This is a genomic window from Alkalibacterium sp. MB6, from assembly GCF_009935905.1.
In the GTDB taxonomy this organism is placed as follows: Bacteria; Bacillota; Bacilli; order Lactobacillales; family Carnobacteriaceae_A; genus Alkalibacterium.
Map to the genome: position 1 here is coordinate 16,767 of NZ_PREX01000018.1, position 24,695 is coordinate 41,461.

General features: G+C 39.1%; 26 protein-coding genes. 13 read left to right on the forward strand and 13 right to left on the reverse strand.

Annotated features, from left to right (window positions below; genetic code table 11):
* The first annotated feature begins 138 nt into the window (after positions 1-138).
* A complete protein-coding gene (locus C3945_RS07935) occupies positions 139-927 on the forward strand; it encodes an AAC(3) family N-acetyltransferase (RefSeq protein ID WP_161879167.1) in 789 nt (262 codons plus the stop codon).
* Between the two features lie 162 nt (positions 928-1,089).
* On the opposite strand, the gene C3945_RS07940 is transcribed toward C3945_RS07935, so the two are convergent.
* Complete coding sequence (locus C3945_RS07940; RefSeq protein ID WP_161879168.1) at positions 1,090-1,530, reverse strand: YtoQ family protein; 441 nt, start codon at positions 1,528-1,530, stop codon at positions 1,090-1,092.
* Between the two features lie 479 nt (positions 1,531-2,009).
* Between C3945_RS07940 and C3945_RS07945 the strand changes: the two genes are divergently transcribed.
* The 4 genes from C3945_RS07945 to C3945_RS07960 are packed head-to-tail and all read left to right on the forward strand — an operon-like array spanning position 2,010 to position 4,645.
* A complete protein-coding gene (locus C3945_RS07945) occupies positions 2,010-2,780 on the forward strand; it encodes a PTS sugar transporter subunit IIC (protein WP_161879169.1) in 771 nt (256 codons plus the stop codon).
* Between the two features lie 17 nt (positions 2,781-2,797).
* Positions 2,798-3,676, forward strand: a complete 879-nt coding sequence (locus tag C3945_RS07950) for a PTS system mannose/fructose/sorbose family transporter subunit IID (protein WP_161879170.1) — start codon at positions 2,798-2,800, stop codon at positions 3,674-3,676.
* A 28-nt stretch (positions 3,677-3,704) separates the two neighbouring features.
* Complete coding sequence (locus C3945_RS07955; protein ID WP_161879171.1) at positions 3,705-4,196, forward strand: PTS system mannose/fructose/N-acetylgalactosamine-transporter subunit IIB; 492 nt, start codon at positions 3,705-3,707, stop codon at positions 4,194-4,196.
* 41 nt (positions 4,197-4,237) lie between these two features.
* Positions 4,238-4,645 carry a PTS sugar transporter subunit IIA gene (locus tag C3945_RS07960; protein WP_161879172.1) on the forward strand — a complete coding sequence of 136 codons (408 nt, stop codon included), beginning with the start codon at positions 4,238-4,240 and terminating at the stop codon, positions 4,643-4,645.
* Between the two features lie 83 nt (positions 4,646-4,728).
* Here the strand turns inward: C3945_RS07960 and C3945_RS07965 are convergent, their stop codons facing one another.
* Positions 4,729-5,601 carry a MurR/RpiR family transcriptional regulator gene (locus tag C3945_RS07965; protein ID WP_161879173.1) on the reverse strand — a complete coding sequence of 291 codons (873 nt, stop codon included), beginning with the start codon at positions 5,599-5,601 and terminating at the stop codon, positions 4,729-4,731.
* A 156-nt stretch (positions 5,602-5,757) separates the two neighbouring features.
* On the opposite strand from C3945_RS07965, the gene gnd reads away from it, so the two are divergent.
* Genes gnd through C3945_RS07980 form a run of 3 tightly spaced genes read left to right on the forward strand, consistent with a single transcriptional unit; the run spans position 5,758 to position 8,786 of the window.
* Entirely contained in the window at positions 5,758-6,660 is a 903-nt protein-coding gene (gnd, locus tag C3945_RS07970; RefSeq protein WP_161879174.1) for a phosphogluconate dehydrogenase (NAD(+)-dependent, decarboxylating), read from the forward strand.
* Positions 6,661-6,662: 2 nt separating this feature from the next.
* A complete protein-coding gene (locus C3945_RS07975) occupies positions 6,663-7,661 on the forward strand; it encodes a D-isomer specific 2-hydroxyacid dehydrogenase family protein (RefSeq protein WP_161879175.1) in 999 nt (332 codons plus the stop codon).
* Positions 7,662-7,673: 12 nt separating this feature from the next.
* Positions 7,674-8,786: an iron-containing alcohol dehydrogenase family protein gene (locus C3945_RS07980; protein WP_161879176.1), complete on the forward strand. Its 1,113-nt coding sequence runs from the start codon at positions 7,674-7,676 to the stop codon at positions 8,784-8,786.
* Between the two features lie 75 nt (positions 8,787-8,861).
* On the opposite strand, the gene C3945_RS07985 is transcribed toward C3945_RS07980, so the two are convergent.
* The 3 genes from C3945_RS07985 to C3945_RS07995 all read right to left on the reverse strand — a co-directional run bounded on the left by C3945_RS07985 (position 8,862) and on the right by C3945_RS07995 (position 10,589).
* Entirely contained in the window at positions 8,862-9,224 is a 363-nt protein-coding gene (locus C3945_RS07985; protein WP_161879177.1) for a thioredoxin domain-containing protein, read from the reverse strand.
* 80 nt (positions 9,225-9,304) lie between these two features.
* On the reverse strand, positions 9,305-9,793 hold the full coding sequence (locus C3945_RS07990) for a DUF1456 family protein (protein WP_161879178.1): 489 nt from the start codon (positions 9,791-9,793) through the stop codon (positions 9,305-9,307).
* A 79-nt stretch (positions 9,794-9,872) separates the two neighbouring features.
* A complete protein-coding gene (locus C3945_RS07995) occupies positions 9,873-10,589 on the reverse strand; it encodes a dihydropteridine reductase (RefSeq protein WP_161879179.1) in 717 nt (238 codons plus the stop codon).
* A 174-nt stretch (positions 10,590-10,763) separates the two neighbouring features.
* Between C3945_RS07995 and C3945_RS08000 the strand changes: the two genes are divergently transcribed.
* The 3 genes from C3945_RS08000 to C3945_RS08010 all read left to right on the forward strand — a co-directional run bounded on the left by C3945_RS08000 (position 10,764) and on the right by C3945_RS08010 (position 15,662).
* Positions 10,764-11,504: an alpha/beta fold hydrolase gene (locus C3945_RS08000; RefSeq protein WP_161879180.1), complete on the forward strand. Its 741-nt coding sequence runs from the start codon at positions 10,764-10,766 to the stop codon at positions 11,502-11,504.
* 94 nt (positions 11,505-11,598) lie between these two features.
* Positions 11,599-13,599 carry a PTS fructose transporter subunit IIABC gene (locus tag C3945_RS08005; protein ID WP_272928088.1) on the forward strand — a complete coding sequence of 667 codons (2,001 nt, stop codon included), beginning with the start codon at positions 11,599-11,601 and terminating at the stop codon, positions 13,597-13,599.
* 110 nt (positions 13,600-13,709) lie between these two features.
* Positions 13,710-15,662, forward strand: a complete 1,953-nt coding sequence (locus C3945_RS08010; RefSeq protein WP_161879181.1) for a BglG family transcription antiterminator — start codon at positions 13,710-13,712, stop codon at positions 15,660-15,662.
* A gap of 45 nt (positions 15,663-15,707) precedes the next feature.
* Here the strand turns inward: C3945_RS08010 and C3945_RS08015 are convergent, their stop codons facing one another.
* The 8 genes from C3945_RS08015 to C3945_RS08050 form a co-directional block, all read right to left on the reverse strand.
* Positions 15,708-16,103: a DUF4430 domain-containing protein gene (locus C3945_RS08015; protein ID WP_161879182.1), complete on the reverse strand. Its 396-nt coding sequence runs from the start codon at positions 16,101-16,103 to the stop codon at positions 15,708-15,710.
* An 11-nt stretch (positions 16,104-16,114) separates the two neighbouring features.
* Positions 16,115-16,684 (reverse strand): ECF transporter S component, encoded by a 570-nt coding sequence (locus C3945_RS08020; RefSeq protein WP_202623324.1) that lies wholly within the window; start codon positions 16,682-16,684, stop codon positions 16,115-16,117.
* A gap of 33 nt (positions 16,685-16,717) precedes the next feature.
* On the reverse strand, positions 16,718-17,659 hold the full coding sequence (locus C3945_RS08025) for a hypothetical protein (RefSeq protein WP_161879183.1): 942 nt from the start codon (positions 17,657-17,659) through the stop codon (positions 16,718-16,720).
* Positions 17,660-17,817: 158 nt separating this feature from the next.
* Positions 17,818-18,759, reverse strand: a complete 942-nt coding sequence (locus C3945_RS08030; protein ID WP_161879184.1) for an NUMOD3 domain-containing DNA-binding protein — start codon at positions 18,757-18,759, stop codon at positions 17,818-17,820.
* 223 nt (positions 18,760-18,982) lie between these two features.
* Complete coding sequence (locus C3945_RS08035) at positions 18,983-19,357, reverse strand: hypothetical protein (RefSeq protein ID WP_202623325.1); 375 nt, start codon at positions 19,355-19,357, stop codon at positions 18,983-18,985.
* A gap of 158 nt (positions 19,358-19,515) precedes the next feature.
* Positions 19,516-20,217: an NUMOD3 domain-containing DNA-binding protein gene (locus C3945_RS08040; protein ID WP_161879185.1), complete on the reverse strand. Its 702-nt coding sequence runs from the start codon at positions 20,215-20,217 to the stop codon at positions 19,516-19,518.
* A 126-nt stretch (positions 20,218-20,343) separates the two neighbouring features.
* Positions 20,344-21,267, reverse strand: a complete 924-nt coding sequence (locus tag C3945_RS08045; RefSeq protein ID WP_161879186.1) for a hypothetical protein — start codon at positions 21,265-21,267, stop codon at positions 20,344-20,346.
* A gap of 187 nt (positions 21,268-21,454) precedes the next feature.
* On the reverse strand, positions 21,455-22,438 hold the full coding sequence (locus C3945_RS08050) for an aldo/keto reductase (RefSeq protein ID WP_161879187.1): 984 nt from the start codon (positions 22,436-22,438) through the stop codon (positions 21,455-21,457).
* Positions 22,439-22,619: 181 nt separating this feature from the next.
* On the opposite strand from C3945_RS08050, the gene C3945_RS08055 reads away from it, so the two are divergent.
* Both C3945_RS08055 and uvrC read left to right on the forward strand, forming a co-directional pair.
* The gene (locus C3945_RS08055; protein ID WP_161879188.1) at positions 22,620-22,874 is read left to right on the forward strand and encodes a hypothetical protein; all 255 of its coding nucleotides are present in this window, start codon (positions 22,620-22,622) and stop codon (positions 22,872-22,874) included.
* A 29-nt stretch (positions 22,875-22,903) separates the two neighbouring features.
* Positions 22,904-24,688, forward strand: a complete 1,785-nt coding sequence (gene uvrC, locus C3945_RS08060) for an excinuclease ABC subunit UvrC (RefSeq protein ID WP_161879189.1) — start codon at positions 22,904-22,906, stop codon at positions 24,686-24,688.
* The last annotated feature ends 7 nt before the right edge of the window (positions 24,689-24,695 follow it).

Consider the following 24,695-nt stretch of genomic DNA (forward strand, 5'->3'; position numbering starts at 1 on the left):
AATTGCAAAAACCGATTCTACACTGTCTAACAGTTAAGTAGAATCGGTTTTTTATTATCAAACGGATTAGCTTATTCACAGATAATTTGATAATCTAGTATGTGAGCGTTTTAAAAATGGATGAAAGAGGAGTCAGGCATGCATACGAAAGAATCATTGATGAAAGACCTTGAAAGATTAAATATAAAAAAAGAGGGAACACTTCTGGTCCACTCGTCATATAAAAGTATTGGCGATGTCGAGGGAGGACCGGATACTGTGTTAGATGCTCTCAGCGAGTATATGAAAGATGGCTTGTTGGTCTTGCCGACTCATACATGGGAGTATATCAAAAAAGATAACCCGGTTTTTGATGTTAACAACTCACCAACGAATGTAGGGATTTTAACTGAGCTATTTAGAAAGAGAGAAGGGGTCATTCGTTCAGAACACCCGACTCACTCAGTTGCGGCGCTTGGTAAGGATGCAAAAGAATTTACGGCGGGAGAATATAAACACGAGACACCATGTGCGAGAACGTCTGTCTACGGTAAACTCGTCGACCGTGATGCCCAAGTCATGCTCTTAGGTGTAGATTTGACCAGAAACACGTACATTCATGGCATTGAAGAATGGATCGATATTCCTGGACGAGTGACTGATTCCCATGAAATGCTGTATAGTATTTTGCATACAGGTGAAAAAGTGCCGGTCCCATCTAGACGTCACTATGGCTTGTCTTGGTCCGAACATTTTTGGAAAGTGGAAGACATGTTAATTGAAGAAGGGGCCTTATATAAAGGACAGTTTGGAGATGCGACGGTTCGCATAGATAACCCTGTCAAAACAACTGAATTATTAACTGAATTATTAAAAGCCAACCCAGATCTCTTTTCGGATAATGAACCGTTGGAAGATAAATGGCGTCATTTCTTTAATAAAAATTAAATAGACAACATGCCACTACAAGTAATAAGAATTGCTCGTCAAGGGGCTTTTTTTTACATAAGAAAGAAAGGAAGCAGATAAAAGCTTCTGACAACATCCAAAAGGACTATAAGAAAAAAGCACAGCTTCTCAGGCTGTGCTTTTCCCATTAAGGGTTAACTATTAAACAGTCACATATTCTAATACCGATACGGCTTGATCAATCGTTTCAACAGTGACATTGGCTTTGTTGGACAATTCTTTGATGGCGTGAATTAAGCTCTCTGGTCGAATAATGATAAGGGGCTTTCCACTATTAATAGCGGTTGTTGCATCCATCGCCGTATTCCATTGGCGATACTGTTCTCCAAATAAAGCAACGACAATATCGGCTTTGTTCATTAGCACTTGAGTACGGAAGTTGTTGATATCTGAAGCCGCATCGTCTTTATAATACTTTCCTGGTTGGTCGCCTAATATTTTTTCCCCAATATCGTCAGATGCATCGTGGTTTGTTTGTGGTGAAACGAATTCAAAAGGCAGGTCTTTTTCTTTTACCTTCTTGATCAATGTATCGCGCCAATCATCGTGAATGTGTCCAGCTAAATAAACCGTGAAAGTCAATTTGGTTTTCTCCATTCGCATAGTTCTTTCATTCATTATGTCATGAAAGCTTCGAGGAAGCAAAACCAAGGTTTTCATTTAAGGTCTAGCTTAGTTGACATAGAAGTTTAATGGAGAACGATGCATCAAATAAAAGGATAAAGGAAAACCCTCTAATATACTACTTTTTAAATTTAAAAAAGGTTTGTATGTGAACAAACCATCATGTTGTAAAATTAAAAAACTATTTTATCACTTACACAACTGATAATCATCGTAACTAAGCGTTCTAATAGCTTTTGTAGCCCTTTCAAATATAGTGTTTATTTAATATATATTGTGAAGAAAAAAACTTAATTGACTTGCTATTTATTACTGATATAATAATTTATAGATGAATGTAATCGCTTTTTTACATATTTAGATAATATTCGCATGGAATGCTTATCTGATATATCAGATTAAAAATGATGATAAAAAAGGAATGGAGTTTAAAGGATATGAATTTTACTTTAAGCATATGGCAGGCGTTGCTTATCGCTTTGTGGATAGGACTGGTCCTATCTCGTTTTTCCGTAGCAACGTTACAGTTAAGGTTTACGACATTAATGACTGCTTTAGTTGTTGGATTAGTGATGAGGGATGTTCCGACAGCTCTTGTAGCCGGTGTAGCCATTCAATTGGCATTATTTAATGTAGGCGGCGCCGGTGGATCTGCCTCAGGGGAACCCGCATTTGCAGCAGCAATCATGGTACCGGTCGTTTTATCTGGCGGACTTAACCCGTATCAGTCGGTTGTTATTGCTTTACCGATAGCCGTATTAGGATCGTATTTATATAAAGCTCGCTTCAAGATAAATACGTCATACATGAAAGCAGCCGATATTAAAGCTGAAGAACTTGACGAAGCGGGACTGACAAGAGAGATTATAGTAAAACCCTTATTAACCAGTTTAGCTATATATACAGTACTTATGTTGGTCGTCCTATACTTGGGTGTGCCACTACTAACGTTACTGGGAGAGAGCTTGGTTCAAGGTAGACTTGGCCATGTCCTTGATGTTGTCGGTCGTGGTCTGGCAGCGGTTGGTTTAGCTGCTGGTATGGTTGCCATGGGTAAAGCCAAGCACCTCCCGTTTTTCTTTGTCGGTTACGTAGTCGCCATTTTATTACCAGGAACGAGTATGGTGACCTTTGCTATATTAGCTGGGGCCATAGCTTTCATTTACATCTTGGCAAGTGATGCCGACGCTTTGAAAAGTAGCGATTAGAAGGGAGAGAACCGATTATGTCGAGCAATACAGTACAAGACACCTTAAAAGAAGAGGCTAATACTACACCTGAAGAAATCACCAAAAAAGATGTCAAAAAATCGTGGTTTAGATGGTGGTTTGCTAATGAAATACCCCACTCTGTTGATCGCTATTTAGCTGGTTCGCTTTTATGGGCAATGATGCCTATACTAAAAAAATTATATAAAGATGAAGATGAATTAAAAAGAGTCTACCAACGCTACCTTGTTTATTACAATACCAACGCTACTTGGGGCGGTGGCCTCGTTATAGGCATCCTTTCCGATATGGAAGAAAAGCGAGCGAAACAGTTACATGAAACAGGGGATTCCATGATTTCTGATTCTATAATAGATACCACTAAAGAGGGTTTAATGGGTTCACTAGCAGGTATTGGAGATTCGGTGGATACCTTTACAGTGATGTATACCTTAATTGCCATTGGGTTACCATGGGCACTGAATGGAAATATACTAGGGGCGTTACTCCCTTGGGTCGTTTTTGCTCTTTATCAATTTATTATAGGTAGCACCTTCACTCAGATGGGAAATGCCATAGGAACAAAAGCGGCATCTAAAGTTGTTTCTGGTGCCCGTAGTAAGGTTATTATTGATGGATTAAGGATCATTGGTATTTTCATGATGGGTATCTTAGTAGCCAATTACGTCGATATCTCAACGCCACTGACGTGGGGAAGCGGTCAGGATCAGCAATCCATACAAGCGATGCTGGACTCTGTCTTACCTGGCTTGATACCACTAAGTGTCACATTAGGGATTTATTATTATTTCACTAAAAAAGAGTTTAATGTAATGAAAGTTGCACTCATCGTATCAATCGTATTAGGTGTGTTGGCTGCAATAGGAATATTATAAAAAAATAACAGATTCACAGGAGGATATTATGGGACAAATAACATTTGCAAGAGTTGACCAACGTATGATTCACGGACAAATTACGTCAAGCGTGGCACCATCAACAGGAGCGAACACGATTATATTGGCAAATGATGCCATTGCAAGCGATGATTTCTTAAAAAGCATTTCAGAATCAACAGGTTCCAGTGGTGGAATGGAAGCGGAAGTCTTAACTGTCGATGCAACCATTGAACGTTGGAACGATAATCAATTTGGCAACAAAAAAGTTTTATTAATCACTAAAAGTATTGAAGACATGGGTAAATTAATTAGCAGTGGAGTAGAGATTAAGAAAGTGAACTTAGGTAACAGTGCACAAAAACCAGGATCCGTTTCTGTAACCAATGAAGTCGCAGTATCGAGTGATCAATTTGATTTAATGAAAGAGTGGGTCGATGGAAAAGACGTGGAAGTCTTTGTTCAACCTGTACCATCATTAAAACGCGTGTCATTCACTGAAGTCGAAAAGAAATTTTAATGAATTAGACACTTAAACTGGATTAGATAGGAGTAAAGAAGATGATTGGAGTAGGTATTATCACTCATGGTGAGTTTGCCCATGGGTTAAAACATGCGACACACATGATTATGGGAGACAATCCACAATTTGATGTGTTGAGTCTGACTGAAGGGGCAGACATGAACGACTTTAGTGAGGATGTATTTTCACTAGCCAATTCATTGAATGAAGGCGATGGTGTCTTATTGTTTGTGGATATGTTTGGAGCGACACCTTTTAACACGATTGCCGCCATACGCGAACGATTGCATGACAGTAACATCGCCGTTCAAATCATTACAGGAGTAAACTTGTCTATGGTCATAGAATCTCTGGCCATGCGTCAAGGTAACTCGTTAAATGACTTAGTTCCAGCTATTGAAGCTGCAGGTAAAGAAAGTATTCGAGCAGTGGAGTTACCAAAGTAAAACGACTGATTTTAAGGTTATAGAATAAAAAGTACCCCCCATATCCTTTAGTTTCAAACTAATGGGATATGGGGGTACTTTTTTTATTGTGTGTCCAGTTTAGAATGGAGCAAAGCTTTTCGAATATTGGCTATCGATTCTTTATTGTAATCCTCGTCCTGATACATAATAGCGGTGTAAATGATATCCATTATCGTCAAGTAAAGATTTCTAGATGATAATGACTCAGACCCCAAAGACGCTTCTTCTGAATCAACAATAAAGGAACTATCCGCATACTCCAAAAGCGTGCTTAAAGCATTACCTGTTAGGAGAATAATATTAACGTTGTTCTCCTTTAGTACTTTAGCGAGATTAATGGTTTCGATAGACTTGCCTGAATGTGAGAATAAAAACACACAGTCCTGTTCATTTAATTTGGTCGCATAGCTGATCTGCATATGGTGATCTTGAATGTAATTACAACGATACTTTGATCGGATAAATTTATGATAACTATCGTAAGCGATAGTAGTCGAAGAGCCTAGGCCAAAAAAATGCAAGAACTGAGAGTGTTGAATCATATCAATCACTTGATTCAGTTGTTCTTCTGTTAACGATTGAAGCAAATTATTCAGTGAAGCTTGAGAAGACTGAATCACTTTCTGAGCAATTGTAAAGGTAGAATCTGAAGTTGAAATATCAGAAAAAACGACTAAGTCATTGCTGCGATCGCTTTGGCTGTAATTATTTTGAGCGAGAGTGATTTTGAAGTCTTGAAAACCATCAAATCCATGTTTTTTAACAAATTTAAAGATAGAGGTCTTAGAGACACTTATTTCTTCAGATAATTCTTCCAGTGTTTTAAGTGGTAGCTTGGGCCCTAAGGATAAGAAATACTGGGCAATCACTTTTTCAGTTTTGCTGTACTCACTTATATAGGGTTTAAATAAGTTTTTTAAGTACTGATTAATCATTTCCTACACATCCTTATTTAGTCATTACTCTTATTATACATTAACCGAGTAAAAATAAAATAAATTCTTTTTTCTTTACAAAAAAACATTTTTTACTTATACTTAAATGGAATCACTTACACAGGGAATGGATATTATAAATGGAGGGTCTTATCAATGGAAATCGGACTTATTGGATTAGGAAAAATGGGATTAAACATGGCGTTGAATTTAAAGGATAACGAGGTGAAGGTATCTGGTTTTGATATATCTGAAGACGCACGTAAGGAAGCAAAAGATGAAAACATCGATGTACACTCTTCGCTGGAGGAATTGTTGGATAGTTTTGACAAGAAAAGAGTCCTTATGCTTAGCTTACCGGCAGGAGACATTACTAATTCAACGGTTAAAGAGTTATGTTCTAAGCTGAGTCCTGGTGATATTATAATTGAAGCAGGGAATTCAAACTTCCACGAATCAGTTGCAAATTATGAACTGACAAAAGAACACGGGATTGGCTTTTTAGACTGTGGCACATCTGGCGGTATGGAAGGCGCTCGTTACGGGGCTTGTTTAATGATTGGTGGAGAAAAAGAAGTCTTTGACCAAGTTGAGTACTTATTTGAAAAGTTAGCCATTGAAAAGGGCTACCTTTACACAGGAAAACCAGGAAGTGGTCACTACTTGAAAATGGTACACAATGGAATCGAATACGGGATGATGCAAGCGATTGGCGAAGGATTCGACTTATTGCATGCGAGCGACTATGATTTTGATTTAGAACAAGTAGCCTCTGTATTTAATCACGGGTCAGTTATTCGTTCATGGTTAATCGAACTCTTGCAACAAAGCTTCCAGGAAGACCCTAAATTAACTGGAATCGAAGGCGTAGCCAATGCAAGTGGCGAAGGACAATGGACGGTTGAAGAAGCACTCAGACTAAGTATTCCTGTCCCAGTTATTGCGACTTCTTTATTTGCACGTAATTCATCAAAAATAGATGACAGCTTTACCATGAAAACTGTCGCTACTCTACGCAATCAATTTGGTGGCCATGCCATCGTAAAACAGGAGGATTAATCATGGATAAACAAAAGATTGCAATCGTCAATTCAAGTAGTTTTGGGAAAACCTTTCCCGCTCATTTAGAAAGACTAGAAGCACTAGGTCAAGTTGATCGCTTCGATATTGACAGTGAAGTAAATGGTAAAGAATTAGCCGAAAAGCTGCAAGGCTATACGATGATCGTTGCAAGTGTGACGCCTTTCTTTACTAGAGAATTTTTTGAGCACAAAGATGAGACACTATTGATTACTCGTCATGGTATTGGTTATAACAACATTGATATAGAGGCTGCTAAAGAATACAATACATTGGTTTCTATTGTCCCTCCCTTGGTTGAACGAGATGCAGTCGCTGAAAATGCCGTGACTAACTTATTGGCTGTGATGCGTCAGACTGTCTTATCAAACAAAGCTGTCAAAGAGGACAAGTGGGAAAACAGAAACCACTTTGTCGGTCATGGCTTAAGTGGGAAGACCGTTGGTGTTATCGGCGTAGGAAATATTGGCAGTCGCGTCGTTGAAATTTTAAATTATGGTTTCCGCTGTAATGTTTTAGGGTATGATCCATATAAAAATAAATTCGAACTTGAAAAGTATGGTGCTAAACCGGTTGATTTAGAAACCTTATTGAAAGAGTCGGATGTTATTTCTTTGAATGCTAGTTTAAATGAAGACAATTACCACATGCTATCTAAAGAACAGTTTTCAATGATGAAAGACAATGTTTACATTACCAATACAGCAAGAGGAGCTTTAATTAAGGAAGAAGCCATGGTTGAAGTGCTAGAACAAGGTAAGATAGCAGGTTTTGCCACAGACGTACTAGAAGTTGAACCTGGTAGAAGTGATCACCCGTACTTATCATTTGATCAAGCACTTGTGACGCCTCATACCTCTGCTTATTCAATGGAATGTTTAGAAGGCATGGGAGAAACCTGTGTAACGGACTGTGAAAACGTTGTGAAAGGCTTGCTACCAAATCGACCAGTACAAGCTGAAAGCACCTATATTAAGTAAGGGGGCACCATCGTGATTGCCGACTTAACGGTTAAAGTAGGACCACAGGTTTACAGGTACAGTGAAGGAGCCATTGATCTTATCCCTGAGATATTAACAGAGCATCAAGCTAAGAACATCTTAGTTGTTCACGGGACAACGTCTTGGGAGAAAGCCAAGCTATACTTGAAGGCACTGTATGCCTATGAAGGAACCTTATCCTTTGTTAAATACAGTGGGGAATGCAGCTACAATGAAGGGGAACGCCTCGCATCGATTGTAAATGAACATGATAGTGATTTTGTTATCGGCGTAGGCGGCGGCAAATTATCTGACGTGGTTTTATATGCTTGTCATTTGTCCAATACATCATTTGGATTGGTTCCAACCTTACCAAGTAATTGCGCACCTTGGACGCCTTTGTCTGTCATGTATAAAGACAATGGCATGGCCGAAGGAAAAACGGAACACGTGATGCGACAGGCTGCTTTTCTACTCACTGACCCTAGATTAGTTATTGATGCACCAGTCGAGTATTTTGTTGCTGGCATTGCAGATACATTAGCTAAATGGTATGAATCGGATTTGATTCTCCAACAAGAAGACATGCGAGATGAGCCATTTTTACAATTAGCTCGCGAAGCCACTGAAATATGTAAGAATCAGATACCAGATAAGTCATTCAAAGCGATTCAAGACATGAAGGACCAAAAGGTATCTAAAGAATTCCTTCATGTATCGGCCATTGTATTTGGATTGGCAGGACTTGTAGGTGGGTTGGGGGATAAATACGCACGCAACACTGCCGCTCACGCCATGCATGATGCCTTGTCTGCTTATTTGCCCGACATTCATCAGTATCTGCATGGGGAAATTGTGGCTTACGGTATTTTTTATCAATTGGCTTTAGAAGAAAAATGGGCAATGATTCAAGAATTAATCCCTTTTTACAAAGCTCTTCAGTTACCTATGTCGTTGACAGAGATGGGCGTCTATCCATTATCAGAAACCCAATTGAATAAAATCGTACAACTAGTTAACAGTAAAGCTAAGGTGCATTTACTGCCAATTGACATAAATGAATCGATTTTGAAGAAAGCAGTCATTGATTTAGAAAACTTTATAGCAAAGACTGTTAACTTCTAATAATTAGATAGGTTTATAAAAAAAGAGCGGTTTGTTCCTCGTCAGAAGGGACAAACCGCTCTTTTTTTATAGTTATTAAGATGCATGAATAAATTGAGCGATGTCGTCTTCGCTTAGGGAACTATCACTCACGACTTTTGTGCCCTCATTGTTTTTATACATTAAACTCGGAACGGTTGGCATACCATATTTTTTACGGAAAGCATCGACTTCGTCTGCGTATTGTTCATCCTGAGAATGGATGAAGTAAACCTTTTTATTGTTGCTCGTCACTACATTGTGCAATTTCGGCATGAATTTACGGCAGTAAGGACATGTCTCGCGAGCAACGAAAACAACCACATCGTCATTTTGTGCTAAAATATTTTCTGCTTTATCTGGAGACACGCGTTCGAAATCTTTCGCTAATGTTAAAAATTCTTTTTCATCTGAGGCCATATTATTATCTCCTTTAATTGTGTCGTACTTTTATTATAACAAAGATAAAAGATAAGACCCATTCTCGTGCTTGTTGAGGGTTATCGGTAATGAAACGATAAAGCTTTTAAGAAGTTCCGAATATATCTGTCACCACAAGGTTTGTAATTGCGGTGGCCTTCTTTTCTTAATACAGCACTTAGTTCACTATTGGAAATAGTGACGTCCGCATCTGCCAATAGATCCAAGATGTCCTCCGAGGTCAGAGATAAAGCAATTTTAACTTTTTTCAACAGTAAGTTATTGGCATTGTATTCATTCAGCTCTAAAGGAGGCACGATGCCATCTTTTGGTCCTCTATTGAACGTAATAAAGCCATTTAAAAAGCGTTCAAGCATCTCATCAGTGCATTCAAGCTCGTACTCATTTTCGACATCTCTATCTTCCGCATCTTGTTCTTTTTTCTTGAGTAGGGCCTGAACTTCTTTTTTGGTCACGGTCATGCCGCCTAGAGAAAAAATCTCAATCATATCAGTGTCTTTAATATCTAGCGCATAGCGTAACCGGGTTAATCGATCGTTATGATTCATATGGTCACATCCTTTCTTACTCTATAGTATACAGGGAAAAGTTAGTAGGGACTGCATTTTTTTAACTATTCAGGTTCTTTTATGCAAGTTTTTCAATCTGTAAAAAGTCAGCTAGACGTCTTTCATGCTTATCTAATTTTATTTGGTCTGACGGAATGCCTTGTTCATGCAAAAGAGTAATATTTTGTAAAAGGAATTCATCACTACCCACCACATAATAGAGTGCTTCTTTATCATGAGCTAGTTGCTCAAGACGCTTGTAGTAGTCCTGTCTGCTGTCTACAAATTCTGAAGTCACTGCATGTTCAGAAGCCTCATTAAATAGTTCAGGAAATAAGGAATGCTTAGATGAATCAACATTTAAAGAATGAATCTGCTTAACCTCATCTGAATCATTTATATAAACCAGCACCAGAGGTCTAAAGGTAGCCAAGCCAACACCTGAAGATAATAGGTAAATCTTTCGGTTCTCACGTCTCAGTGGAATATTTAAATGAATCTTAAAGATGGCTACCTGATCTCCGACTCGAAGCTCTCTCAGACGCTGTTTAAACTCAGAGCATTCTTCTTTTATACGAGTAGTGATACCAATGTAGCGTTCATTTGGCAAAGTAGAAATAGACATGTGACGTATCAACTGTCGATTGGGCTTTTCCCCATCGTTAAATCCTTTAAGAGCTAAGTGAATATGAGCTCCTTCTTCCCAAGAAACCTCATCAGGGCAATTCAATAAGTAGGTTTTTACTTCTGGGCTTTCTTCAACAATCTTATGTATAGTGGTCCAGTAAATATTCATTTCATTCTCCCCTAACAGTTTATTGATTATCTGTACTCTTAAAGATACACTAATTGATAACCATTCTCAATTGAAAGTGAAGAATTGTTCAACCTCTTTTTTCTATTCTCTGTAAAGTATAACAGAGTCTGTTTATTTCTTAGTTGTGCTAATATAGTAGTGAGGTGTAGAAAGATGAAATTAACGATTAGAAAACGAACATTAGGGACCATACCGCTGTTAGAAGTGGTTCAAAAAGAGAAGAGAAATGACCTATTACCCTTAATTGTCTACTATCACGGGTGGCAGTCTTCAAAAGAGTTAGTATTAACTCAAGGGAGACGATTAGCCGCAGCCGGTTTTCGTGTGCTGCTGCCAGATGCAGCCAATCATGGAGAACGCAAACAACCCATTACGAAAATACCGTCATTAACTTTTTGGCAATGTATCCACACAAACTTATTTGAGTTTGGTTACATTGTGAATCACTTTCAGAAGTTAGGCTTAGTAGATGATCGTATTGCAGTAGGCGGTGTATCAATGGGAGGGATGACAACATGTGCATTACTGACGCACCACCCTGAAATAAAAGCAGCTGCTTGTGTGATGGGTTCGCCAAAGCCGGTGGCTTATAGGGAACGGATTCAAAGATATGCTTCAGAGATGAATCGCTTTATACCAAACGATTATGAAGACTTATTAACATGGATACCTAAATACGATTTGTCTTTAAATCCAGAAGCTTTAGGTGATCGTCCTCTTTATATATGGCATGGGAAACAAGACGTCATTGTACCTTATGACCATGCTCGTGAATTTGTTGAAGAGAATCCGAATCGGTCAATCACTTTTGAGGATGAAGACGAAGAACACCTAGTCAAAACCTCAACGATGGACCGAATCACTGCTTTTTTTGAAAAAGAGATGATGAATTAAAAATAGATTTGCCGTATCAAAGGAAACTTCTTTTTTTTATGTGGATTGTAATGGGATACACTAACACTATAGAAAATAAAGAAGGGTGATTAAGATGGCAAAAGATAAAGTGAAAATTATTGCTTTGACTGCTTGTCCGGTTGGAGTTGCGCATACCTATATGGCTGCTGAGAACTTACAAAAAGCAGGCGAAAAAATGGGCGTGGACATAAAAGTAGAAACACATGGGTCGATTGGGGTAGAAAATCAAGCCTCAGCAGAAGAGATTGCTGCAGCTGATGGCATTATTATCGCTTCAGATACTAATTTAGATAGAACGCGTTTCCAGGGCAAACCGATGGTCAATGTTGCAGTGAAAGAAGGCATAAGACAACCCGAAGCATTAATACAACGGATTATTGACGGGGATGCCGCTGTTTTTGGCGAAGCAAATGTTGCACAGGAATCAGAAGAAACAAAGAGTAAAGATAGAGAAAACCCTATCTATCGTCATTTAATGAACGGTGTATCTTATATGGTTCCATTTGTGGTCGTTGGAGGGTTACTCATTGCGATTGCTTTAACCATAGGTGGAGAACCTACAGCTGGAGGCATTGTTATACCAGAAGGGTCGTTCTGGGTATCTATAGAAGCGATTGGCGGCATTGCCATGTCATTAATGGTTCCTATATTCTCAGCCTTTATCGCTTATAGTATAGCGGATAGGCCAGGATTAGTACCGGGTATGATTGGTGGATTTATTGCAGCAGATGGTTCGTTTTATGGAAGTGAAGCAGGCGCTGGATTTATTGGTGGAATCATTACAGGGTTCTTAGCAGGTTACGTGGCTCTATGGCTGAAAAAAGTCAAGGTTCCAAAAGCGATGCAGTCTGTTATGCCAATTATTTTTATACCTATTATTTCATCATTAGTTGTGGGACTGTTATTTATTCTCCTCATCGGTCAACCTATTGCCGGATTCTTTGAGATGTTGACCAATTGGTTAGCGGGTATGCAAGGAGCCAGTAGTATTGTACTAGCAATGATTTTAGGTGCGATGATTGCCGTTGATATGGGTGGACCATTTAATAAAGTTGCCTTTTTATTCGGTGCGGGAATGATTGCAGAAGGAAACTATGAGATAATGGGACCGATCGCAGTGGCTATCTGTGTGCCGCCATTAGCTTTAGGATTGGCTTCTATGACAATGAAAAACAAGTTCACTAAAGGGGAAAGCGAAACTGGTAAAGCGAGCTTTACAATGGGCTTATTTGGAATTACAGAAGGAGCCATACCCTTTGCTTCCCAAGATCCACTCCGTGTCATTCCAAGTATTATTATTGGATCAATGGCAGGCGCGGTAGTCGCATCGTTAGGTAGTGTTGGGAATAGAGTAGCTCATGGCGGACCGATAGTAGCCGTTTTAGGAGCAGTTGATAATGTGATTATGTTCTTCGTTGCCGTCGTCGTTGGTGTTGCTGTGACGATGCTCATGCTTCAATTATTGAAGAAGGACTTGGAAAGAACACCAGAAGTAGCCGTCGCAGGAGCAGATGCTGGTGATGGTTCTGGCTCAATGAATCAGGTATCCAGTGTTGGTAGTCGCCATGAATCAGAAGTTGTGCCAGCACCGACTACTCCAGATAAAGCAAACGAAATCAATCAATTAAGTGATATTTTAACGGAAGACATGATTCAATTAGAATTAGAAAGCACGACAAAAGAAGAGGTCATGGACGAACTGATTGCTCAACTCGCTCGTTCAGGGAAAGTCACGTCACATGAAGCATTTAAAAAAGCTATTTTGAGCAGAGAGGCAGAAAGCACAACGGGCATTGGCATGACAATTGCCATACCTCACGGGAAGTCTTCTGCTGTTACTGAACCATCAGTTGTCTTTGGACGTCAAACAAAAGGCGTAGACTGGGAAAGCGTAGATGGTGAGCCAGCTAAATTGATTTTCATGATTGCTGTACCAACGGCTAATCAAAGCGATGCACACTTGAAAATTTTACAAATGCTATCTCGCCGTTTAATGGATGACCAGTTTAGAACAGATTTATTAAATGCTCAAACCACTGAAGAGGCTTATGATTTAATCAAAACTATTTCATAACTAAGCTGGAATTGAATAATAAAAACATTCTTCGTATAATGAGTAGGCAAACGTTTATACGAGGAATGTTTTTTATTGTTAGGTATGAAAGTAGAAAGAGGGTGACCCTTTTGCATCAAAGACAAAAAGCATTGCTTCAATTATTAGTGAAAGGAAACGATGCGTTTTCTCAAATGAACGAACTGGCTGAGCAACTGGGTTGTTCACCTCGAACATTAAGAAGTGATTTAAACGTGCTCACAGAAATATTAAAAGAAAATGGGTTGCCGCCTGTTGAGCGTGTGAGAGGAGTGGGCATTCGCTTTCTGCTCAATGTAGATGAGAAAAACAAACTGGAACAATGGTTAAACAGGCGGGTTCACGCGTCACCAGAAAAAGAAGCGAAAGAGCGTCAATTATTTATTTTATACCACCTGTTGATGTCAAAAACACCACTCACTCTTGACTACTTTTCATCTCAATACTACGTTTCAACGCCGATTATTCGGGCCGATTTAGATGAGATAAAGAAGGTGTGTGACCGATTTAATGTGTCTCTTCAAACCATTCAGCGTGTGGGGACTCATGTTATAGGATCTGAAACAGACAAACGGGCCTTACTGTCTTATGCAGTTAAGCAACTAGGTAAAGTTCAACTACACGAAAAAAAGCTCCTTCAATTCTTTGAGTCGATTGAAGTCACTACAGTTACCCTTGCGTTAAAAGCCATTCAAAAGAAGTATAAGTTAGATTTTTCCTCTTACTCATTTGAGGGGTTGAGGCTCCATGCTTTATTTACAATTAAACGTGTGTTATTGAATCAGCCAGTCGTCGTTCCATATGAGAAACAGCTGGAAATTCGTCAAACGCATTATTATACTTGGGCAAAAGAATTTGCAGAACAGACAGAAGTGGCCCTAGCTGTTCGATTTCCTGAAAATGAAATCGCGTACCTGGCTCTTCACTTTCAAAACGTCCGTTTAAGTAAAGTAAGGGATGAATTAGTTAACCGTCCTCAGTGGGTAGATGAATTGGTCACCTCTTTAATGGCTGATGTGAGTGAGTTAACAGGGTTGCCATTAAAAGAAGATGTGACGTTACACGAAAACTTACTGTTGCATTTGGAGAACACAGCGTCTCGTTTAGAAAACAACTTTATTATATCTAATCCCTTATTGAACGAGATAAAAAAGGCGTATGTCTATTTATTCTATGTCGTACAAAATGCAGTTGAAAATTATGTTGATGGTAAGAAAATGAGCTTACCTGAAGAAGAAATTGGCTATTTAACCGTTCACTTTCAAACCGCTGTGGAACGTCTCAAAGTCAAGCCGCCTAAGCTTATAAAAACAGGTATTGTGTGTCATTATGGGGTCGGAGTGTCCGCTTTTATTCAAGCCAGAATCGAAAATCGATTTCCAGATATTCAAGAAACGATACTCCTATCTGAAGAGGACGTCGCTTCTGCTATAACTGATTATTCACTTGATTTTATATTAACGACGATTCCTTTGTCTGTTGAACTGAATGTACCCACGCAACAGATATCGCCATTACTGAATGAAGACGAGATGGAAGAAATAGGAAACGTATTAAAAGGGACGAGCGAAAAAGTAGCAAATAACGAAAGAGAATCGTGGTCACTACTCGATTACACTCAACCGTTTTTAGTTCACTTGCAAAAAGATTTTAAGAATCGTGACGATCTTTTATTATTTATGGCTCACGAACTAGAGAAGAGAGGGTATGTTAAAGAGGGATATGCAGATACCGTCTTAAACCGAGAATACCGTGCGTCAACAGCAATCGGGAAAGAGATCGCCTTGCCTCACGGTAAGCCGTCTTTAATAACCTCTTCAGTCATTAGCTGCGTGACATTAAAAGAACCGATTCAGTGGGGGAGTGACAAAGTAGCCGTCGTCTTTTTATTCTCTTTAAAGAAAGATGACTTGAAAAATAGTAAGGCTAAAGGTTTTTTCAAGTTTATCCAAGAAGTCATGGCTGATTCCGTCAAATGGACTAAGTTGAAAAATGAAACAGATGTGTTAACCTTTTTAAATGAAGCCACTATACAAAAAAGCTGATTCGTTGGTTAGTAAACCATCACGAATCAGCTTTTTTGTCGGTCATTAAAAGGCCATTAACTCCCAGGTGATTAAATCAGTATCTTTAGGAATAAATTCCTCGGCACTTACCGTAACCATCTCATTGTTCACTTCAAAAACCCAATATTCATTATCATCAGGATTTTGTTCAACGCCCTCAATCGATTCGACAAACCCTTCTTCAGAGACACTCACGTCAAAGTTATGTTCCATAATCTCCATTAGTGTCTCGTTTGAGGACGCTCCGACCATTTCGTTTGCTATTTCTTCATCGGCAGTTAAAATAAGAATTTGTACCTCTTTATCTGCGTCAGAACTTGAGTCGTTATCATTTGAAAATAGACCAGCTAAAGTCAGTCCGATAACGATTAAAATAACAGTAGCTACTATTCCGACCAAGTACTTTTGTTTTTTGTTCATGTTGTTCCCCTCTAACGTTCACCAATTGATTGTACAGCCGTACTATTGTTGTCTGTTTGTTTAAACACCCGCATCGAAACCGGGTAAAGCAATGCAAAGAACGCAATGTTTGCCACAGCGTGTAGCAGATCATAAGGCAAACCAGACAAATAATAAGGAAGGAATATATTCCATCCAAAAAATGGAGCTTGAACTAAAGAGATAATTAGTCCGTATAATAAGCCGAGAAACCCCATATATACTTGCATAACAGGCAGGGGAATCGTTTCGTAAGAATCCTCAAGTAGGCTTGTTAAAAGGATAATAACAGCATAACTGGCCAATTGAGCAAAGGTCCAGGGTCCCATACCCAAATAAATATTAGTGATCAGGACGGAGAGTAACGATACAGCCAGACTGTCTTTCCACCCATAATAAAGTGTAATACAGACGAGTAAGACAGTCATCGGCTGAACATTTGGCAGAAATGAGAAGGAGAGTCTCCCCACAGAGACAAGGGTTGTAAGCATGGCTATACGTGTGAGGGTATAGGTTCTGCTTTTATCCGCTACAGTCCGCCTTTCCAATGGTTCCATTCTCACATCTCATTCCACCTTTCTCTCTTATTAGATGAATTAACGAATAGGACAGACGCCAGAAGCACAGGCATCCATGTTATCCAAGTCAGCAGTCGTTTCATTCGCTTCAAAAGCTTGAAGCATCGCTGCATCAAATGGTTTCATTGCTTTCTTACGTACTTCATATTGTTCTGCTGTTATCGCTTCATAAGGGGCTAAGGTGTACGTTCCACCGTCGTGGCTTAAGAAAGAGACCCCAACAAAGTTGTCCCAACCATCCCACACACGCTGTTCTGCTTGACCCCATTCACCAGGTTTCACATCAATTGTATTTGATGCATTATGTTCAACATAATTTTTCTGGAAACGGAAGTAAGTGTCAAACTGTTCATCAACAGTGGTGTCTTCCTTCGTGCGGTCAGCTCCACTTGCTACAGGGAAGTCGATGACAACGGTTCTTGCTGCAGCAATGACAGATTCTTGAGCCAACTCATCTTCTGAATAGAGGCCATTTGTACCCACTTCAGCGTGTATTTGCCAATCGAGTTCTTTAGCTACTTTTACTAAAGGATCCGTTGCATTAATACGAATGCGGCGAATGTAATACGGGCTATGACTCATGTGAACACCAGGAGAGACGCCACCAGCTACTTGTGATAATGTCCCTTCAGGTTTAACTGTCGTGGCTAATAATGGCGCATTTACACGCATTTCTTTAGCATAAGCATCTGCTTCATTACGGGAGGCAGCACGGAGTTCATTCATCCAACGTTCTTCATCCTCTTCCGTTGCTCCAACCAAAGCCAACGCATCTTTCCATCCTGTAACAGATGTCCCAATCAGTCGGTCACGTTTTTGAATGGCGTCCCATGACTCAATTTCTAAAGGAGAGAGGGTCATACGTAAACCAATACGAGCAGATAAAGCTTGAGCGCGTTTCAACCCTTCTAAATCAAGTGAGTATGAGCCAGCTTCATCTTCTTCAACAAAAGCTTTCACGTTGATAGTTGTTAAGTTACAGACGCCTTTTGAATCTAAAATAATTTCCGATTTATGTTATCGTAGGGGCTTTTTATCCCTTACTTCTGGAGGTTTCCCTCATACACTTTTGTGTTGCGGTAGGTCGATTCCTACCCAGTCCAGCATACATTTTAACTTTAAATATTATCAGTGTATTCTTTTAGGAAAGTGAGCATTTCTTTTCTTGTACCGTCTCTTCTTAAAAGTGCCTTAGATACGATACGTTTATCTTTTATTCCAAACTCACTTTCTATAGAGTCATAGAGAGGTTGTAATGGTTGAGCAATTTTATTAAACTTAGTATTTTTTATAGTTTCTTTATTGCTCCTTGCCCAGAGAAGCATGTGTAATCTTATTTGTTCTCTTATTTTAAAAGCTTCTTCTTTTTCTACTTTTGCTCCTAAAATAGAGTGTGCTTTATTTGCACATAGATGAGTACAATAAAGACGTTTACTATAAACAGTAACAATGAACTCGTTCTTACAGTTCTTATTTAAGCAAGTCTTAGTCATACGTGGACTTTTAGGCTTTCTTAAAAAATCAAAGTTACGATCTCGATTGGACTGTATCATGCGTTGAGTCACATAATCATACTCGCCAGAGCTAAACCTTTCTTTTGCTTTCTGAGATATTAATTTCACAGTTTCTTCGGAATGCTTATTTCCATACATAGGGTTAAGTTTTCCAGAAGTGTCATGTTTATGTTCAGCTCCGTATTCTTCTATCCATATACGCTTTGCAGCTGTTAATCTTATGGGCATTTCATTTCTATAAAGTTGTACTAAGTCTTTGTAAAAGATCATTTCAACATCTAAATTGAAGTTCTCTTTTAATTTTTTTGCCTTTTTTAAACCAGTTTCCTTATTCCCGTCTCCTTTAACTTCTACAATCCTGAAACAATTATTCTCTTTAATGTAAAAGTCTGGAAGATAAGTTGTACCATCATCGAAGGTATACATATATGATTCGTATTCCCATTCTATACCTGTATGGTCCAAATAATAAGCATAGGCAAATTCTAAAGAGCTTCTTAGATATTGTCCATTATAATAACCACTATATCCTCTTGCTATTTCCAATTTATACACCTCTTGAGTTTTATAATAAATTTATACTCTAAATTACTATAATCCCCAAGATATATTTTCTAAAGTTCCGACCACTCTTGGGAGTGTTTTTGCTCTCTTAACGCTCAACTCCTATGCGTTACGATGCTGAGTGATGTTCTCAGTTATCTCGGTATTAGCTTGGCTTTCGCTTTAGCCTCCACCGATATTGGTCGGTTTTTTACATGAGGCAAGATTATTTACCACATGGATTAACGCCTTCAGCGTTAGGGCGGCGACGTCTGGCTTCTTCCATATTGAAGAAACCTGGTTCACCTTCCAGTTGCATCATTTCAAAAACTAGATTTAAAAATTCTCTCTTAGGTTTTTTCTCAAAGGCAATGGAGTTGTTACTCATGCGGCGATGATCTAAACCATCACGGCGGTCACCAATCGTTTCAAGAGTATCAAACCATTTTGGTTTTATGTTTTCTTTTTCGAGTAGTTCTCCGATTCTCTTATGTTGAGCCAATTGGTCTTCAGTCCAAATACCGTTCATGCCGTATTTGGCAAACATAGACTCGTGGTCATCAGCATCAAACAAGAAAATTTCTGCGGTTCTTCTAACCATAATTATATTAACTTTATGTTTCCATAAAGATTAGACTATCTCTTCAATAAAGGTGTTACCCTTTAAAGCTCCCCGTTTCCACCGTAAAGGTGTACTCTACTCGCTTCTTCACTCGTGCCCCAAAGGCAGAAGCTATGCTTTCGATAGTCGTTACAGGTTCAAATAATTGTTATTACTGTGTTTTCGTAAAGAGTTTTGTTTGGTGTATTTTTTTTATAGTGTAATGTACCGCCGGTTTTCCGGATACGGGTAAAAGCAATGCCGAATTTTTTCTCGCATTCCTTTGCAGTTAGATATTCTGAATCTCCATCTGGATATACAACATGAAACTTTACTGCATTGTGATGGTCAAAACGTGTTTTGCCATACATAGGATTGTCTTCGCCTTTTCTGCCTTTACCGTACATAGGGTTTAGCTTGCCTGGTTGGCCGCCTTTTCCTTTACGGTTCATTGAAATTTTTCGTTTTGTTTCTTCCGTGTGTTTTTTACCGTAAAAATGATTTTCTTCTCCAACCATTCGCTTGCCGTAAAAGTAGTTAAGCTCACCCTTATGCGGCTTTAATGCTCTTGGGTTTAGCTTTCCTTCTGAGAAGCCTGTTCCTCCAGCAGTTAAATTGCAGCGCGCTTGTCCTTTACTCCATCTTTTTTTGATGAATTCTTTTTCTTTTAAACAAGCTTCTTTGTTGGTTAATCCACTTTCTACGATCCGCACATCACAAGTATATTTTGCCATGATATTATTAAAATACTTGTTACGATTGTGCAGTTCACGGTAACGATTTTGTCTTCCTTTACCGATGTAAAATACTTCATCAGTATTCACTATATAATATTCATACACATAAAAATCTTTATGCACATTGCTCACCTCTAAGATTATTATACTTTAATCTCTGCGGTTCGCCTAACATTCATTTGCTTCCCTCGGGATTGTCCATTTAGGAGTTCCCCCGATAAAGAGGAGTGTTTTTTAACGTTGGAGGCATTAGAAGATTCGTTTACCACCAACGACGACGTTCGCTCCGATCAAGTTGCCGATATCTAGAATATGTATCGGACGTACTTTACCGTAGCCTTTTTCGTCGGTTTGGATAGGGTCCAGATAAGGGTCAATTTGATTTTTCAATACTTTATCAATACCTTCGAACATTTCTCTCAAAGGTGCTGGGCCAGATGCTGTTCCTCCAAAGGTTTTCAATCGCTCACCTTCAGGACGGACGCTGTTGTAACTAATTTTAATGGTGTGAATATCTTCGTTTTCTGGAAGAGTTAATAGTTCCAGATACTGATCCAGTGATTCTACCCAACCTTCTTTAGAGTCCCCTACGTAAATTTTAGCATAGCCGTTTTCCATCTTAACCGTTTGCGTGTGCTCTAATCGTTGGTTTGCTGGAACCGGACGGTATTCTGAATGTAGGAGAGTGGTATTCGCACGGATAGGAGCCATTTTCGCAGCCATTTTCTTAGTCGATTTAAAGCCAACACCTGTACCTACTAATAACAGATAAAATAATTCACCTAAATCTTTCCACGTTTCAATAGATAAAAATGAACAGTTGAAATTTCCTAAAGCAAAGTCTTTATTCACTTTTTCATTGGCATTCCCAAGCCACAAAGTTCTTCCGGAAGGAAACTGCTTGGTATGATAAATGGATTCGAACAATTCCTTGGCTTCTTCTCTCATCCGTTTTAACGGAATAGAGTAGCCGATATTTTTCAAATGCTTGTACTCCAGTGACATATTATATTCGATTGCTCGTTTCACCGTTTCGTGCCAATATTCACGGCGTCCTTTATCCTCAAGCCAACGTGAGTACGTGCGGCTATAGACAAATTGTCCCAATTCGTTCAGCGGATTCGGGTTTGTTACAATATAATCCTCTACAAAAGAGGTGGGTAAGAATTCCATGGTTAAATCGTCCTTTCTTTCTTTTATTACACTATATATGGTATCACATAGTTAGAGAAACACAACATCTATGTATCGGATAATTCCGAAAGACAAATGCCAACCTATAGTATAGGACAAATTTGATTACAAAAAAAGAAGAATCCCAATAACCAAGGGAGTCTTCTTTTAAGAAAGTTGTAAACAATTAGTAAGGGCCACGAATATGGTCGTGAATGTCTGACCAATAAAAGTCTTCCATTTTTTTTAACTCTTCTGCTGAGAAATCAGGCACTTCAAGAGACTTCAAGTTGTCCTGAACTTGCTTAACGTTTTTAAATCCAGGAATCACACTTGTAGCGGCTTCTTGTTGCAAGACCCATTTCAAAGCTGCGCATGCCATGCTGTCGCGACCTTCCGCAATCCAGTCTAATTGTCTGCTGAGTTCCACACCTTTTTTAAAGGGCAAACCACCGAATGTTTCGCCGACGTTAAAGGCATCACCGTCTTTATTATAGTTACGGTGATCATCTTGTTCGAATTCGTGATCTGTTGAAAACTTACCTGTTAATAATCCGCTTGCTAGCGGAACACGTGCCAATATACCCACGCCTTTTTCCTGAGCTTTCGGGAACAATTCTTTCAAAGGTTTTTGACGCATGGCGTTGAAAATAACTTGGAGTGCGCTGGCATTTGTATTTTCTAATACAAATAGACCTTCTTCATCCGATTCCACACTGACGCCATAACTTCTAATCGTACCTTCTTGCTTTAATTTTTCAAGGATAGGAAAAATATCAGTGTTTTTCAACATATCTAGTGGTGCACAGTGGATCTGGTATAAATCAATAGCATCTCGTCCTAAACGTTTTAAACTGTTTTCAGCATACGAGCGGATGTTTTCTTCTGAATAATTGTTAGGGTCATTAATATCGCCCATACGAATAAACTTTGTGGCCACATAAATGCGGTCCTCTTTACCTTTAGTTGCTTTTGCCAATAACTCTTCGCTGTGGCCCGAGCCATAAACATCAGCCGTATCAAAAAAGTTCACACCAGCATCTATTGCTGTGTCTAAACCTCTTAACGATTCCTGGTCATCATTTTTACCCCAGTCGCCGCCAATTGCCCATGTCCCAAAGCCTAGTTCACTGACTTTAAACCCTGTATCGCCTAATGGATTGTATTTCATCTCATCTGCTCCTTTATAAAAATCTGTTATCAGTATATCATATCGAGAGAAAGCGGTTCATCCGTTTGCATACGTATTAAGATTTTCGCTTACTTAAAGATAGCTTCTAAAGCTGACAGGTGTTCCCTTTTTTGTTATAATAGAAGGTGCGATGAAAGTAAAAGAGAGGGTGTTTGATACGATGTCAGAATTATATATTGATTTTTACCGTGGAAAAGACGAAGATACATTTTTAGCTGCTTGGGAGAATAAATATGGCTCCTTATCAGATGATGACATTGATGAATTATATGCAGAGATTGCAGATGCTATAGAGAAAGCAGTTAAAGAAGGTACGCATGAAGTGGGAAAACCGTTTGTGTATAAAGATGTTCTAGTGGGAAAATCAGATTTCAACACGTTCCATTCTCTCTATATTTTTGAACAGGATAAATAATAGCAATTGAAGGAAAAGGAGGTGTTTTTTTGTCGAACGAATTAATCGAAAACAAACTACAGTTATTGACTGACTTACCAGGCTGTTACATTATGAAAAATAAAGATGATGAGATTATTTATATTGGAAAAGCAAAGAACCTTAGAAACAGAGTAAGGTCTTATTTTCGTGGTGAGCATACAGGAAAAACGAAGCGGTTAGTAGAAGATATTGTTGATTTCGAAACGATTGTCACTGGTTCTGACAAAGAAGCCCTTCTGTTAGAAGTGACGTTAATACAAAAGCATCAGCCGAAATATAATATCCGATTAAAAAGAGGGACGAGTTACCCTTATTTGAAAATAACCAATGAGCGTAACCCCCAATTAGTCATTTCCTCAGAGGTTATGGATGATGGAGGACATTATTTCGGACCTTATCCAGACGTATGGGCAGCTTCGGAAACGAAACAGTTGCTCCAAAAGATTTACCCTTTGAGAAAATGCAATGGGCATCAGAAACGAGCCTGTTTATACTACCATATCGGTCAATGTATCGGTCCGTGCGATCACGAGGTACCCGTGGAGGAATACGAAGAGCAAATCAAACGTATCCGCTCATTTCTGAACGGGAATGTGACGGATATTAAACGTGATTTGAAAAGAAATATGCAAGAAGCAGCTGAAGAAATGAACTATGAAAGAGCAGCTGAGTTTAGAGATCAAGTGGCTTATATTGAACGAACAGTGGAAAGACAGTCCATTATCTCGAATAATTACACGCCAAGGGACTTCTTCAATTATTACATGGATAAAGGCTGGATATCCATCCAAGTCTTTTTTGTTCGTCAGGCAACATTAATCAAAAGAGATGCGACGATGTTTCCAATTGTCGATACACCGGAAGAAGAGTTTTTGAGTTTCATTCTACAATATTATCAAGATCCGAATAACATTGTACCGAAAGAAGTCTATGTGCCAGAAGAAGTTGATCATGCCTTGTTAGAAGAGGCATTGGAGACCAAAGTATACGTCCCTAAACAAGGGCGTAAAAAAGAGCTGTTGGATTTAACCGGTAAAAACAGTGAACTGGCATTAAAAGAAAAATTCCATTTAATAGAAATGAAAGAACGGAAAACCACGGGAGCCATTGAAGTATTATCTGAAGCGATGGGTTTACCGTATATTGAGCGCATCGAAGCGTTTGACCACTCGAATATTCAAGGAACCAATCCGGTATCAGCCATGGTTTCTTTTAAAGATGGAATGCCAGATAAAACGAATTACCGTAAATATAAAATAAAAACGGTCATAGGTAGTAATGAGTTTGCGACGACTCAAGAAGTTATTCGTCGGCGATATGGGCGTTTATTAAAAGAGCGAAAAGACTTACCAGATTTAATTCTAATGGATGGCGGAAAGGTTCAAGTCAACGCAGCTGTAGACGTACTGGAAAATGAGTTCGGTCTATCCATTCCTGTAGCTGGGATGGTCAAGGATACGAAACACAGAACGGCAGGCTTAATATTTGGGGATGCCCATGAACCGGTGATTTTAGACCCGAGAAGTCAAGCCTTTCATCTTGTTCAACGCATCCAGGAAGAAGTCCACCGCTTCGCCATTACTTTTCATAGAAATGTCCGTAGTAAAAATAGCTTTACCAGCCAACTGGATGATATCGAAGGGGTAGGACCTAAAACGCGAACGAAAGTGCTTCGCCATTTCAAATCCATGAAGCGATTGAAGGATGCAGATATCGAAGAAATTAAAGCCCTCGGCATACCGCAGGCGGTAGCAGAGCGTATTAAAGAGACCGTTAAGCAGACACCTGATTAAGGGGGAA

What these genes read in the sequence shown, in the direction of transcription:
- C3945_RS08050 (WP_161879187.1), bottom strand. Translation starts at nt 22,438, where the DNA reads ATGAAATACAATCCATTAGGCGATACAGGGTTTAAAGTCAGTGAACTA.
- C3945_RS08045 (WP_161879186.1), bottom strand. Translation starts at nt 21,267, where the DNA reads ATGGAATTCTTACCCACCTCTTTTGTAGAGGATTATATTGTAACAAAC.
- C3945_RS08015 (WP_161879182.1), bottom strand. Translation starts at nt 16,103, where the DNA reads ATGAACAAAAAACAAAAGTACTTGGTCGGAATAGTAGCTACTGTTATT.
- C3945_RS07935 (WP_161879167.1), top strand. Translation starts at nt 139, where the DNA reads ATGCATACGAAAGAATCATTGATGAAAGACCTTGAAAGATTAAATATA.
- C3945_RS07990 (WP_161879178.1), bottom strand. Translation starts at nt 9,793, where the DNA reads ATGAATCATAACGATCGATTAACCCGGTTACGCTATGCGCTAGATATT.
- C3945_RS08035 (WP_202623325.1), bottom strand. Translation starts at nt 19,357, where the DNA reads ATGGTTAGAAGAACCGCAGAAATTTTCTTGTTTGATGCTGATGACCAC.
- C3945_RS07955 (WP_161879171.1), top strand. Translation starts at nt 3,705, where the DNA reads ATGGGACAAATAACATTTGCAAGAGTTGACCAACGTATGATTCACGGA.
- C3945_RS07945 (WP_161879169.1), top strand. Translation starts at nt 2,010, where the DNA reads ATGAATTTTACTTTAAGCATATGGCAGGCGTTGCTTATCGCTTTGTGG.
- C3945_RS08000 (WP_161879180.1), top strand. Translation starts at nt 10,764, where the DNA reads ATGAAATTAACGATTAGAAAACGAACATTAGGGACCATACCGCTGTTA.
- C3945_RS07995 (WP_161879179.1), bottom strand. Translation starts at nt 10,589, where the DNA reads ATGAATATTTACTGGACCACTATACATAAGATTGTTGAAGAAAGCCCA.
- C3945_RS08055 (WP_161879188.1), top strand. Translation starts at nt 22,620, where the DNA reads ATGTCAGAATTATATATTGATTTTTACCGTGGAAAAGACGAAGATACA.
- gnd (WP_161879174.1), top strand. Translation starts at nt 5,758, where the DNA reads ATGGAAATCGGACTTATTGGATTAGGAAAAATGGGATTAAACATGGCG.
- C3945_RS07950 (WP_161879170.1), top strand. Translation starts at nt 2,798, where the DNA reads ATGTCGAGCAATACAGTACAAGACACCTTAAAAGAAGAGGCTAATACT.
- C3945_RS07975 (WP_161879175.1), top strand. Translation starts at nt 6,663, where the DNA reads ATGGATAAACAAAAGATTGCAATCGTCAATTCAAGTAGTTTTGGGAAA.
- C3945_RS07965 (WP_161879173.1), bottom strand. Translation starts at nt 5,601, where the DNA reads ATGATTAATCAGTACTTAAAAAACTTATTTAAACCCTATATAAGTGAG.
- C3945_RS08005 (WP_272928088.1), top strand. Translation starts at nt 11,599, where the DNA reads ATGGCAAAAGATAAAGTGAAAATTATTGCTTTGACTGCTTGTCCGGTT.
- C3945_RS07985 (WP_161879177.1), bottom strand. Translation starts at nt 9,224, where the DNA reads ATGGCCTCAGATGAAAAAGAATTTTTAACATTAGCGAAAGATTTCGAA.
- C3945_RS07960 (WP_161879172.1), top strand. Translation starts at nt 4,238, where the DNA reads ATGATTGGAGTAGGTATTATCACTCATGGTGAGTTTGCCCATGGGTTA.